This window comes from Cellulosimicrobium funkei (assembly GCF_001019615.1).
Classification (GTDB): Bacteria; Actinomycetota; Actinomycetes; order Actinomycetales; family Cellulomonadaceae; genus Cellulosimicrobium; species Cellulosimicrobium cellulans_E.
Genome location: NZ_JNBQ01000008.1, coordinates 105,896 through 118,416, shown reverse-complemented (window position 1 = coordinate 118,416; position 12,521 = coordinate 105,896). Strand labels below are relative to the sequence as shown.

The 12,521-nt window shown below is 74.1% G+C and carries 12 protein-coding genes; 6 read left to right on the top strand and 6 right to left on the bottom strand.

Translation table 11 applies throughout. The features are described 5' to 3' along the window. Nucleotides 1-9: 9 nt before the first annotated feature. The 6 genes from FB00_RS09645 (at nucleotide 10) to FB00_RS09620 (ending at nucleotide 4,487) form a co-directional block, all read left to right on the top strand. The gene (locus FB00_RS09645) at nucleotides 10-1,494 is read left to right on the top strand and encodes an NAD-dependent succinate-semialdehyde dehydrogenase (RefSeq protein WP_047232681.1); all 1,485 of its coding nucleotides are present in this window, start codon (nucleotides 10-12) and stop codon (nucleotides 1,492-1,494) included. A gap of 181 nt (nucleotides 1,495-1,675) precedes the next feature. Further along, nucleotides 1,676-2,260 (top strand): TIGR00645 family protein, encoded by a 585-nt coding sequence (locus FB00_RS09640; protein ID WP_221928254.1) that lies wholly within the window; start codon nucleotides 1,676-1,678, stop codon nucleotides 2,258-2,260. After that, nucleotides 2,257-3,081, top strand: coding sequence for an AzlC family ABC transporter permease (locus FB00_RS09635; protein WP_082141171.1), 825 nt, complete (start codon nucleotides 2,257-2,259; stop codon nucleotides 3,079-3,081). Before FB00_RS09640 ends, FB00_RS09635 begins: the two co-directional genes overlap by 4 nt. Further along, nucleotides 3,078-3,398 carry an AzlD domain-containing protein gene (locus FB00_RS09630; protein WP_047232680.1) on the top strand — a complete coding sequence of 107 codons (321 nt, stop codon included), beginning with the start codon at nucleotides 3,078-3,080 and terminating at the stop codon, nucleotides 3,396-3,398. The genes FB00_RS09635 and FB00_RS09630 overlap by 4 nt, the downstream gene beginning before the upstream one ends. Nucleotides 3,399-3,439: 41 nt before the next feature. Next, the gene (locus tag FB00_RS09625) at nucleotides 3,440-3,949 is read left to right on the top strand and encodes a GNAT family N-acetyltransferase (protein WP_047232679.1); all 510 of its coding nucleotides are present in this window, start codon (nucleotides 3,440-3,442) and stop codon (nucleotides 3,947-3,949) included. 79 nt (nucleotides 3,950-4,028) lie between these two features. Further along, nucleotides 4,029-4,487, top strand: coding sequence for a hypothetical protein (locus FB00_RS09620; protein ID WP_047232678.1), 459 nt, complete (start codon nucleotides 4,029-4,031; stop codon nucleotides 4,485-4,487). 19 nt (nucleotides 4,488-4,506) lie between these two features. On the opposite strand, the gene FB00_RS09615 is transcribed toward FB00_RS09620, so the two are convergent. From FB00_RS09615 to FB00_RS09590, 6 genes are all read right to left on the bottom strand, one after another. After that, nucleotides 4,507-4,947: a hypothetical protein gene (locus FB00_RS09615; protein WP_047232710.1), complete on the bottom strand. Its 441-nt coding sequence runs from the start codon at nucleotides 4,945-4,947 to the stop codon at nucleotides 4,507-4,509. Between the two features lie 104 nt (nucleotides 4,948-5,051). Continuing rightward, the gene (gene dapB, locus FB00_RS09610; RefSeq protein WP_255365076.1) at nucleotides 5,052-5,807 is read right to left on the bottom strand and encodes a 4-hydroxy-tetrahydrodipicolinate reductase; all 756 of its coding nucleotides are present in this window, start codon (nucleotides 5,805-5,807) and stop codon (nucleotides 5,052-5,054) included. Between the two features lie 207 nt (nucleotides 5,808-6,014). Then, nucleotides 6,015-7,346, bottom strand: coding sequence for a M16 family metallopeptidase (locus FB00_RS09605; protein ID WP_047232677.1), 1,332 nt, complete (start codon nucleotides 7,344-7,346; stop codon nucleotides 6,015-6,017). Between the two features lies 1 nt (nucleotide 7,347). Further along, the gene (locus FB00_RS09600; protein WP_047232676.1) at nucleotides 7,348-9,573 is read right to left on the bottom strand and encodes a polyribonucleotide nucleotidyltransferase; all 2,226 of its coding nucleotides are present in this window, start codon (nucleotides 9,571-9,573) and stop codon (nucleotides 7,348-7,350) included. 314 nt (nucleotides 9,574-9,887) lie between these two features. Next, nucleotides 9,888-10,157: a 30S ribosomal protein S15 gene (rpsO, locus tag FB00_RS09595; protein WP_021479897.1), complete on the bottom strand. Its 270-nt coding sequence runs from the start codon at nucleotides 10,155-10,157 to the stop codon at nucleotides 9,888-9,890. A gap of 177 nt (nucleotides 10,158-10,334) precedes the next feature. Next, the gene (locus FB00_RS09590; RefSeq protein WP_052877566.1) at nucleotides 10,335-12,302 is read right to left on the bottom strand and encodes a peroxidase family protein; all 1,968 of its coding nucleotides are present in this window, start codon (nucleotides 12,300-12,302) and stop codon (nucleotides 10,335-10,337) included. Nucleotides 12,303-12,521: the final 219 nt, after the last annotated feature.

The following is a 12,521-nucleotide window of genomic DNA, read 5'->3' as shown; positions in this document are numbered from 1 at the left end:
ACTCGGAGCATGTCCCGTCCCGCCTCCACGTCGAACCTCTCCCCCGCGCTCGTCGCGCACGTGCCCACGGGGCTGCTCGTCGACGGCCACTGGGGACCGGCGGAGGGCGGCCGGACGTTCGAGGTCGAGGACCCGGCGACGGAGGAGTCCCTCTTCGACGTCGCCGACGCGAGCCCGGCCGACGCCCTGCGCGCCCTCGACGCCGCGCACCGGGCGGCACCCGCGTGGCGCGCGACGCCCCCGCGGGAGCGCGGCGAGGTGCTGCGCGCCGTCTACGACCGGGTCGTCGCACGGGCCGACGACGTCGCCGCGCTCATCACCGCCGAGTGCGGCAAGCCGCTCGCCGAGGCGCGCGCGGAGGTGCTCTACGGCGCCGACTTCCTGCGCTGGTACGCCGAGCAGGCGGTGCGGGCCGAGGGCCTCGCGCGCACGGCTCCGGCCGGCGGCAACCGGCAGCTCGTCTTCCGCCGGCCCGTGGGACCGGCCCTGCTCGTCACGCCGTGGAACTTCCCCATCGCGATGGCGACGCGCAAGATCGGCCCGGCGCTCGCGGCCGGCTGCACGGTCGTGATCAAGCCGGCACGGCTCACGCCGCTCACGACCGCGCTCGTGGCCGAGGTCATCCGGTCCGAGCTCGCCGACCGCGGGTTGCCGACCGGCGTCGTCAACGTCGTCCCGTCGTCGTGTGCCGCGGACGTGACCGAACCGCTGCTCGTCGACGAGCGTCTGCGCAAGCTGTCGTTCACGGGTTCCACGGCCGTCGGGCGCACGCTGCTCGAGAAGGCGGCGTCCCAGGTGCTGCGCACGTCGATGGAGCTCGGTGGGAACGCGCCGTTCCTCGTCTTCGCGGACGCCGACCTGGACGCCGCCGTCGAGGGGGCGCTCGTCGCGAAGCTGCGCAACGCGGGCCAGTCGTGCGTCGCGGCCAACCGCTTCCTCGTGCACGACGCCGTCGCGCGCGAGTTCGCCCAGCGCCTCGCCGCCGCGTTCGAGGGCCTGCGCGTCGGCCCGGGCGCGCAGGACGGGACCCAGGTCGGCCCCCTCATCGAGGAGAAGGCCGTCGACAAGGTCGCCGGGCTCGTCGACGCCGCGTCCGACGGCGGCGCGCAGGTCCTCACCGGCGCCGACCGGCCGCGGACCACGGGGTACTTCTACGCCCCGACCGTGCTCTCCGGCGTCGACCCCGACGCGCGCGTCGTCACCGAGGAGATCTTCGGTCCCGTGGCGCCCGTGGTCGCGTTCGGCGACGACGACGAGGGCCTCGCGCTCGCGAACGCCACCGAGTACGGGCTGGCCGCCTACGCGTACACGTCCTCGCTCGACCGCGCCGTGCGCGTGTCCGAGGAGGTGGAGGCCGGGATGATCGGCATCAACCGCGGCATGGTGTCCGACGCGAGCGCGCCGTTCGGCGGGCTCAAGCAGTCCGGCCTCGGCCGCGAGGGCGGCGAGGCGGGACTCGAGGAGTACCTCGAGACGGTCTACGTCGCGCTCTGACTCCCGTCGTCCGCGCTGCTGCGGGCGTGACCGGCGTCGTCGGGCCGTCACCCGGCGTTGGTAGCCTGACGCTCCCCTGCCACCGACTCCCGGAGAGCCCACGCCCGTGCCCTCGTCGCCCGCGTCGACCATCAGCCCGAACGCCCCCTCGCCCAGCGCCCGCGTCACGACCGTCGGATACATGATCTTCGCGTCCCGCTGGCTCCAGGCACCGCTCTACTTCGGCCTCATCGTGGCCCAGGTCGTCTACGTCTGGCAGTTCCTCAAGGAGCTGTGGCACCTCATCGTCGGCGGGTTCACCGGCGAGCACACGGTCGAGGACCCCGCCACGCACGAGATGGTGTCGCACGCGTTCGGCGCCGAGGAGATCATGCTCGCCGTCCTCGGCCTCGTCGACGTCGTCATGATCTCCAACCTGCTCATCATGGTCATCGTCGGCGGCTACGAGACGTTCGTGTCGCGCATCCGGCTCGACGGTCACCCCGACCAGCCCGAGTGGCTGAGCCACGTCAACGCGAACGTGCTCAAGACCAAGCTCGCGATGTCGATCATCGGGATCTCGTCGATCCACCTGCTGCGCACCTTCATCGAGTCGTCCACCGGCCGGATCACGGGCGACGTCATGATGTGGCAGGTGATCATCCACCTGGCGTTCGTCGTCTCGGCCCTCGCGCTCGCGGCGATCGACCGCATGTCCCTCACCGCGCACCAGCGTGCGGCCAACGCGGCCGCGGCGGGCGAGGGCCCGGCCGACCCGCACGCATGAGCCGGCCCGACGACGTCCCGCGCCCCGGCGCCGAGACCGACGCCCCGGCGTCGCTCGACGCCGAGGTGACCGACGCCGTCGAGCATGCCGTCGAGGACGAGGTCCGTGCCGCGGTGCGCCAGGCCGTGTCGGTGTCCGTCGCGACGGGGCTGTACGGCATCTCGTTCGGGGCGCTGTCGGTGGTCGCGGGGCTGGACGTCGCGCAGACCATGGCGCTGAGCCTGCTCATGTTCTCGGGCGGGTCGCAGTTCGCGCTCATCGGCGTGGTCGGCGCCGGCGGCGCGCCGACCGCGGCGATCGCGACCGCAGGCTTCCTCGGGGTCCGCAACGCCCTGTACGGGGCGCAGCTCGGCCCGCTGCTCGCGCTGCGGTCGTGGCACAAGGTCGTCGCGGCGCAGTTCACGATCGACGAGTCGACGGCGGTCGCGACCGCCCAGCGCTCGCGCCGCGCCGTCCGGGCGGGGTTCTGGTGGACGGGCGTCGGCATCTTCGTGCTGTGGAACGCCATGACGCTCGTCGGGGCGCTCGCCGGCGACGCGCTCGGCGACCCGCGCGCGTGGGGGCTCGACGCCGCCGCGGCGGCCGCGTTCCTCGCCCTCCTGTGGCCCCGGCTCGCCGCGCGGGCGATGCAGCTCGCCGCGGCGGCGGCCGTCCTCGTCGCGGTCCTGCTGATCCCGGTCGCGCCGGGCGGTGTACCGGTGCTGGCCGCCGCCGCGGTCGCGATCGTCATCGGGCAGGTCGACGTGCGACGTCGGCGCGCCGCCGCGGGCGGGTCGCCCTCGTCGTCCACGGACGGACCGCCGCAGAAGGAGACCTCATGACGTCAGCGACCGTGTGGGTCGTCGTGCTGGCCGCGTCCGCCGTGTGCTTCGCGCTCAAGCTCGCCGGGCACCTCGTGCCCGAGCACTGGCTCGCCGACGAGCGTGTCGCGCGCACGGCGGCGCTCGTGACCGCCGCGCTCCTCGCCGCGCTCGTCGCGGTGCAGACCGTCGGCGACGGGCAGGCCCTGGTCGTGGACGCGCGCCTGCCCGCGCTCGGCGTGGCGGCGGTCGCGCTCGCGCTGCGCGCGCCCTTCATCGTCGTCGTGGTGCTCGCCGCCGCCACGGCCGCGGGTCTGCGTGCCCTCGGCTGGGGATGACTCCGGCCGAAAGTGCCCCCGAGGTCTCGTAGGGTGAAGCCGTGAGCCTCTTCCGCGAGACCGCCGACGTCTCCGTCCGCCCCGCCGTGCCCGGCGACGACGTCGCGATGACCGCGATCCAGGTGGGCGCGTGGCGCTCGTCGCACGAGGAGGTCCTCGGCGAGGACGTGCTCGACGCGCTCGACACCGTGCGGATGCGCGAGCAGTGGGCCGCCGCGATCTCCTCGCCCCCGGGTCCGGGCTTCGGCGTGCTCGTCGCGTGCGCGGGCGCGGACGTGGTCGGGTTCGCCGCCGTGGCGCCCGGACAGGTCCTCGCGCTCGAGGTGGAGCCGCGGCACCAGCGCGGCGGGCACGGGTCGCGCCTGCTCGCGGCCGCGGTCGACCGGCTGCGCCGCGACGGCGCGGAGGAGGTCGTCACCTGGGTGCTCGACGGCGACACCGCGCGCGAGGCGTTCCTCGCCGGGGCCGGCCTCGGGCCCGACGGGCGGACCCGCACGCTCGCGACCGGGGTGCGCGACGTCGTCGAGCGGCGCTGGACCGCCGAGATCTGAGGCTCGGGTCCCTGTTCGTCACGTACCCGTGACACCGCCGTGACCCGCCCGCGCACCTGACCTGCGAAGATCGACCGCCATGGGCATCCTCACCGACTACTTCGCCGCTCCCGACGACACCCGGGCCGCGACCGCCGCGGCTCTGGGCCCCGACTCTCCGGACCCGCTGACCTCCCAGCCCGCGTTCGCGACGGTGGAGCTCAAGGGCATCGACCCGTTCGTCGTGGCCGGCACGCTGACCAGCCTGCTCACGGACCGGCCGTACGCCGAGGTGACGGCCGACGCCCGTCACGGGTCGCTCGTCGCGACCGCCGGGGACGAGGGGCCGTGGGTGGTCTCGGTGACCGACACCCTCGTGGGCGCCCTCGCCGGTGCGACGCCTGCGGCACTCGACGAGGTCGCCGTGCGGTGGGCCGCGACCGAGGAGCTCGAGGGGTCCGACCCCGCGGACCTCGCGGACGCGCTGCACCGGCTCTCCGCGTTGTGCGCCCGTGCCGACGACGCCGGTCACCGGCTCTACTGCTGGACCAGCCTGTGACCCTCGTGCCCGGGCGCGGTCAGGCGCGGCGGCGCGAGCGGTAGAGCGACGCGGCCTTGCGCAGCGCCTCGCGCGCACGCCGCCGGTCGCGCGCCGCGTCGTAGGCGAACGCGAGGTGGTACCAGGCCTCCCAGCTCTGGGGGTCGGCGTCGACCGCGTCGCGGTAGGGGCCGAACGCCGCGTCGGCGGCCTCCCGGTCGATGCGCCCGCCGGGCGAGCGCGGCAGGTCGTCGACCGGCAGCCGGCCCTGGGCGGCGAGGTCGTCGGCCATGCGCTGCACGGTGCCGGCGAGCGCGAACTCGCGCCCGACCAGCCCCACCACGAGCAAGGGCAGCACGAGCACGCCCGCGCCGATCACCATCGCCACCGGCTCACCCGTGCCGACGAGCGCGGCGGCACGGCCGGCGACCTGCCACACGTAGAGCGCGAGCAGGATCGTCACGAGCACCGCGCCGACGATCGCCTTCCAGGGCCGGGCGGCGCGCGACCGCCCGGTCGTCCCCTCCGGACGGCCGTCGTCGCTGCCGCCGTCGGCGCCAGGACCGACCGGACCGCCGGGCGCGCTCACGCCAGGTCCAGCACGTTCTCGAGCCCGACGGTCAGGCCCGGTCGGCCGACGACCTCGCGGACGCCGAGCAGGACGCCCGGCATGAAGGAGACGCGGTCGAACGAGTCCTGCCGGATGACCAGCTGCTCGCCCGCGTTGCCGAACAGGATCTCCTCGTGCGCGACGAGGCCGCGCAGGCGCACCGCGTGCACGCGCACGCCGTCGACGTCGGCGCCGCGCGCCTCCCAGCCCGTCTCCGTCGCGTCGGGGCTCGGCGCGACGCCCGCGTCGGCGCGCGCCGCGGCGATCGCCGCGGCGGTGTGCCGCGCGGTGCCGGACGGCGCGTCGACCTTGTCCGGGTGGTGCAGCTCGATCACCTCGGCCGACTCGAAGTAGCGGGCGGCCTTGGCGGCGAACGTCATCGCGAGCACGGCGGACAGACCGAAGTTGGGCGCGATGAGCACGCCGAGACCTGGTGCGCCGGCTGCGGCGGCACGACCGAGGTGCGCGACGACGCGTCCGCGGCTCTCCTCCGTCCAGCCCGTGGTCCCGACGACGGCGTGCACGCCCGCGTCGATCAGCGCGTGGACGTTCGCCTCGGTCGCGGACGGGACGGTGAAGTCGACGGCGACGTCCGCACCGCCGAGCGTCGCGGCCGCGACCTCGTCGCCCGCGTCGAGGCGTGCGACGAGCTCGAGGTCCGCCGCGCCCTCGACGGCGGCGCAGACCGTCGCGCCCATGCGCCCGGCGGCGCCCAGGACGGCGACCCGCAGCGGGCGCCCCGGCTCCTGGCCGGGGGCGGTCGGGGCGGAATCGGGCGCGGGGATGCTCTGGTCGCTCACGCCCGTCACCCTATCGCCGGTGCGCGGGCGGACCGGTGCCGCGTCCGCCTCCCCGGGCAGTGGGTCTGCCCACAGCACGACGGCGGCCGCCCTCCGCGAAGGAGGACGGCCGCCGCGAGACGCCCTGGCGGGCGGGGATCAGCCGCCGAACGGCCCGACGCGCACGACGGACCGCGGTCGCGAGGCGAGCTCGCCGGCCAGCTTCTGCACGTCGTCGGCCGTGACCGAGCGGACCGCGTCGAGCGACTCCTCGACGCTCAGGAGCTCGCCGTAGACGAGCTCGGCCTTGCCGAGCCGGCTCATGCGCGAGCCGGAGTCCTCGAGCCCGAGCACCATGCCGCCGGAGAGCTGGCCGATGCTGCGGTCGAGCTCCGCGCCGGTGATGCCGTCGTCCGCGAGCCGGTCGAGCTCGGAGTGGAGCAGGGCCGTGACCTCGTCGACCTTCGACGGCGCGCACCCGGCGTAGAGGCCGAAGGTGCCGATGCCGCCGTGGCCGGACGCGAACGAGTACGTCGAGTACGCGAGGCCGCGCTTCTCGCGGATCTCCTGGAACAGGCGCGAGCTCATGCCGCCGCCCAGCACCGCGCTCAGCACGGAGAGCGTGAAGCGGCGGTCGTCGGTCGCGGACAGGCCCGTGCCGCCGATGACGACGTTCGCCTGCTCCACGGCCCGGTGCACCGACAGCTCGACGCCCGCCGTCCCGACGCCCGCGAGGGCGGGGTCGGCGGGGTCGCGCCGCGCGCGCGGTGCGCTGCCCGCGTCGAGCGACCAGCCGCCGTCGAGCAGCGCCTGGCCCACCTGGGCGACCAGCGTGTCGTGGTCGACGCCGCCCGCCGCCGCGACGACGAGCGTCTCCGGGCGGTAGTGCCAGCGGTAGTGCTCCCAGACGGCGTCGCGCGGGACCGCGTTGATCGTGTCCGGGGTGCCGCCGATGGGGCGGCCGAGCGCGTGCCCGCCGAGCACGGCCGCCGCGAACTCCTCGTGCACGACGTCCGAGGGGTCGTCGTCGTTCATCGCGAGCTCTTCGAGGATCACGCCGCGCTCGGTCTCGAGCTCGTCGGGGTCCAGGCGCGCGGACGTCACCATGTCGGCGATGACGTCGACCGCCATGGGCAGGTCGGCGTCGAGCACGCGCGCGTAGTAGCACGTGTGCTCCTTGCCGGTCGCGGCGTTGGCCTCGCCGCCGACGGCGTCGAACGCCTCGGCGATGTCCATCGCCGAGCGGCGCGCGGTGCCCTTGAACAGCAGGTGCTCGAGGAAGTGCGTCGAGCCGAAGTGGCCGTCGGTCTCGTCGCGCGAGCCGACGCCGACCCACGCCCCCATCGTCGCCGAGCGCAGGCCCGGCATGGACTCGGTGAGCACGCGGACCCCGCCGGGCAGGACGGAGCGACGGATCGTCGCGCCGTCCTGCCCGGCGGTCAGCTCGGCCCCGGCGTCACCCGCCGGGACGAGCGGGAGGTCCCATGGCACGTCAGGCGTCCGCGCCCTCGGTCGCGGGAGCGTCGGCCGCAGCCTCCTCCTCGACCACGGCGTGCAGCGAGAGCTTGCCGCGCGGGTCGATCTCGCCGATCTCGACCTGGACCTTCTGGCCGATGGACAGCACGTCCTCGACGTTCTCGACGCGCTTGCCGCCCACGAGCTTGCGGATCTGGCTGATGTGCAGCAGACCGTCCTTGCCCGGGGAGAGCGAGATGAACGCGCCGAACGACGTCGTCTTGACGACCGTGCCGACGAAGCGCTCGCCGATCTCCGGGACGTGCGGGTTGGCGATCGCGTTGATCGCCGCGCGGGCGGCCTCGGCCGACGGGCCGTCGGTGGCACCGATGTACACGGTGCCGTCGTCCTCGATGGAGATGTCCGCGCCCGTCTCCTCCTGGATCTGGTTGATCATCTTGCCCTTGGGGCCGATGACCTCGCCGATCTTGTCGACCGGCACCTTCACGGAGATGACGCGCGGGGCGTTCGGGGACATCTCGTCGGGCACGTCGATGGCCTCGGCGAGGACGTCGAGGATCGTCAGGCGCGCGTCGCGCGCCTGGGTCAGCGCACCGGCGAGCACCGAGGCGGGGATGCCGTCGAGCTTGGTGTCGAGCTGGATGGCCGTGACGAACTCGCGCGTGCCGGCGACCTTGAAGTCCATGTCGCCGAACGCGTCCTCGGCACCGAGGATGTCGGTGAGCGCCGCGTAGCGGGTCTCACCGTCCACCGTGTCGGAGATGAGGCCCATCGCGATGCCCGCGACGGGGGCGCGCAGCGGCACGCCCGCGTTGAGGAGCGAGAGCGTCGAGGCGCACACGGAGCCCATGGACGTCGAGCCGTTGGAGCCGAGGGCCTCGGACACCTGACGGATCGCGTACGGGAACTCCTCGCGGCTCGGGAGCACCGGCACGAGGGCACGCTCGGCGAGCGCGCCGTGGCCGATCTCGCGGCGCTTGGGGCTGCCCACGCGGCCGGTCTCGCCGGTCGAGTAGGGCGGGAAGTTGTAGTTGTGCATGTAGCGCTTGCGCGTCTCCGGACCGAGCGAGTCGATCTGCTGCTCCATGCGGAGCATGTTCAGCGTGGTGACGCCCATGATCTGGGTCTCGCCACGCTCGAAGAGCGCGGAGCCGTGCACGCGCGGGAGCACCTCGACCTCGGCCGACAGCGTGCGGATGTCCGCGAGCCCACGGCCGTCGATGCGCACGCCCTCGGTGAGGACACGCTGGCGCACGAGCTTCTTCTGGAGCGAGCGGTACGCGGCGGACAGCTCCTTCTCGCGGCCGTCGAACCCGGCCTGGAGCTTGCCGACCATCTCGTTCTTGATCTCGTCGAGACGGTTCTCGCGGTCCTGCTTGTCCGCGATGGCGAGCGCGGCGCGCAGGTCGGTGGAGACCTCGGCCTCGACCGCGGCGAACGCGTCGTCCTGGTAGTCGAGGAAGACCGGGTACTCCTTGACCGGCTTCGCGGCCTGGGCGGCGAGCGCCGACTGCGCGTCGCACAGCGCCTTGATGAACGGCTTGGCCGCCTCGATGCCCTCGGCGACGACCTCCTCGGTCGGCGCGCCGACGCCCTCGTCCTTGACGAGGCCCCAGGCACCGTCGGTGGCCTCGGCCTCGATCATCGCGATCGCGACGTCGTCGCCGACGACACGGCCGGCCACGACCATGTCGAAGACCGCGCGCTCCTTGTCGGAGTACTTGGGGAACGCGACCCACTGGCCGTCGACGAGCGCGATGCGGACCGCGCCGACCGGGCCGGAGAACGGCAGGCCGGAGATCTGCGTCGACGCCGAGGCCGCGTTGATCGCGAGCGTGTCGTACGCGTCGTCCGGGTGGAGCGCGAGGACCGTGATGACGACCTGGACCTCGTTGCGCAGGCCCTTGACGAACAGCGGGCGCAGCGGGCGGTCGATGAGGCGGCACGCGAGGATCGCGTCCGTCGAGGGGCGGCCCTCGCGGCGGAAGAACGAGCCGGGGATGCGGCCCGCGGCGTACATGCGCTCCTCGACGTCCACCGTCAGCGGGAAGAAGTCGAACTGGTCCTTGGGGTGCTTGCCGGCCGTCGTGGCCGACAGGAGCATGGTCTCGTCGTCGAGGTATGCGGCGACGGAGCCGGCGGCCTGACGCGCGAGGCGCCCGGTCTCGAACCGGACGGTGCGGGTGCCGAAGCGACCGTTGTCGATCGTGGCCTCGGCGAACTGGATCTCGGGACCCTCCACGGGTGCCCTCCCTTTCTCGAAGCGCCGCCCGGGTAGCCCCTGTCGAGGGTTCCGGTCCGCGCCCCGGCGCGCGTGGCGCGGGGGCTCCGGTCGCACTCGACGCTCGGCGGTCTTCGATCGAGGTCCACGGCGGTTCCCGTACCGGCTCCGTCCGAGACGGGGCCGTGGGGGTCCGTGAGCCACTACCGAGGACCGAACGAGAGGCCGGCGGCGCGGTGTGGGTGGTGTCGGCTGGTGGTGATCAGCCGTGGTGTGACAGGTACATCACACCAGACCAGCCCGGTCCCCGCAGGGACCGGGCTGGCGGTGTCGTGTCAGCGACGCAGACCGAGGCGCTCGATGAGGCTGCGGTAGCGGTTGATGTCGACCTTCTGCAGGTAGCCGAGCAGGCGACGGCGCTGGCCGACGAGGAGGAGCAGACCACGACGGCTGTGGTGGTCGTGCTTGTGCTCCTTGAGGTGCTCGGTGAGGTCCTTGATGCGCTGCGTGAGGAGCGCGACCTGGACCTCGGGCGAACCGGTGTCGCCCTCGCTCGTCGCGTACTCGGTCATGATGCGCTGCTTCGTGGCAGTGTCGAGCGGCACGGTTCTCCTTCGGGTTCGTTGCGCGGTGCGCCGGGGACGGTTCTCCCGGGCTCTCTGGATCCGCGGCCGGTCAGACGGCGCATCCATCGTACCAGCGCGCGGCCGCACCGCCGGCGACGGTGCGGTCGTCGTCCGAGCGCACCTCCGCCGACGGCGCGGCCGCACCGTCCTCCGGGCTCAGGCCCCGTCGTGCCCGGCCGTCCCGTCGCCGCGGAACCGTCCCGCCGCGTCGGGCAGCACGCCCGCGAACCGGAGCAGGTCCGGCAGGGTGAGGACGAGGGACCCGTCCTCGAAGTGCACGCCCTGCGCCGGCGTCCAGTGGTTGCTCGCCCGGACGTAGGACGTGTCGTCCTGGCGCAGCAGGTACACGAACGTCTCCGCGAGCACGCGGCTGCCGACCTCGCCGAGGAAGCTCCCGTTGCCCTGGAGCTCGGCCTCCTTGAGGACGTAGTACCACAGCGGGGTGCCGCCGTGGTCGCCGTCCCGCAAGGCCGCGAGCGCCTGCTTCACGTCGTCGCCCGCCCGGTCCTCGAGCTGGGCCGGGGTGAGCGGGGTGACGCCGAGCGCCGCGGCGACGGCCTCGCCCGTGGGCAGCGCGAGCATGTAGCCGCGCAGCAGGTTGCGCTGCGCGAGCTGCTTCTGGAGCGCGCTCGCCACGAGCTGGGCCGGCGTGTGCGCGGGCGGCTCGGGCGGCAGGTTCCCCTCCTTGACCAGGTCGCCGAGGCTCGGTGCGAGGAACGTGTCGATCTTCTCCGCGGCCCGGAAGGGCGAGGGGTCGCCCTTGTCCACGAAGCGGGCCCACTCGATCGGCCAGTTGGACGGCAGCGCGGGGTCGCCCGCCGGCCCGGGGCGCAGGCTGCCGCCGCTCCCCGTGAACTGGAAGAGCTGGACCAGGCTCGCGTTCCGGGGCGGCGGCCCGGTGAAGTTGACGTTGTAGTCGTACGAGTCCCGGATCATCGAGTGCCCGAACCGGAACGCCGCGACGGCGAACTCGAGGGGCATCGAGATCGGGTACCGGGGGCGGAAGAACGACGTGTCGCGCAGGAGCGTCGCGTCGAGCACCCCCGGCTTGGTGAGGGTGCGCAGGTAGTCGTTGACCACGAGCCACTGGTAGTGCCAGCGCACGAGCTGGCTCGCGCGCTCGAAGACACCGCGTTCCCCGCCCGTGAGCCGCGTCCACGGCTCGACGTCGTCCACCCAGTCCACGACGGCGTTGTGGAAGCGGATCATCGCGAGGTGGAACTGGGCGACGACGAGGTTCTCGTCGTTGCGCCCGTCCGGGACGAGCGGTGCGCCCTGCTCGTCGCGCGGCAGGTCGCGCTGGGCGTCGCCGCCGGGCTCGACGAGCGAGAACGACGGCCCGCCCGGGATCACGAGCGGCTCGGTCGAGATGCGCCCGAGCCGGAGCTTGGCGGACCCCGGGACGTAGGACGCCTCGCTGCGGGTGGTCCGGTAGCCGCGCTCCCCCGCGAACACGGGCCCGCTCCCGTAGAGCGAGTCGAGGTTGAGCGCGGGGTGCCGCCCGTTGTGGAGCGAGCGCACGACGACGCGCGGCGCGAAGACCTGGAACGGCACGGCGTCGACGTCGCCGAGCGCCTGGTCGCCGTCCCGGCCGGCCGTCGTGTCCGGGCCGTTCGTGTTGAGCGTGATGTCGTGGTCGATGAACTGGCCCCAGTACGTGTACACCGCCGGCACGTGGGAGTTGAGGTCGCGCGGCGGCTGCCCGGGCGGGGCGACCGGTCGGGCGACCATGGACGCGCCGAGCGCCAGGAGCGCCTCGACGGTGCCCGTCGTCGCGCCGTCGCCGACCGGCAGGTGGAACGCGGGGAAGCGCTCCGCGAGCTCCGGGAACAGGTAGTCGAACGCGGTCGTGGAGTCGTAGCGGTGGAGCTCGTGGTCCCGGGCGACCGCGGCCTCGGCCGCGGGCAGGAGCGGGGCGTTCGACTCCGCGGGGTCCACGTCCGCGTGCGCGTCGGTATCGAGCACGGCGTCGTCGGGTGCGACGGCCGCGCCGTGACCGACGCTCCGGACGGTCCGGCCGATGGGGGTGGACGCCTGGTCGACCGCGTCGGGGGCGACGTCGTCGACCACCGTCTCGACGATGGCGCCGGCGCCGGGTGGCGCCGCGTGCTGCTGAGCCTCCATGGCTCTGCCTCTCTGTGGGAGGTCGTCGTGCGGCCCGCGCGGGCGGGCCACCGGACGCCCCCGCGGGCGGCTCGCGCTCGCGCAGGGGCGTGTGCGACCGCCCCCTGGACTGCGGCCCGGGGATCGCGCGGCCGCGACGGACGCCGTGCACGACGACGCCGCTCACCCGGAGGGAGGGACCGCACCCGGTCCCGTGACACGTCGCGGACGCCGGCGGAC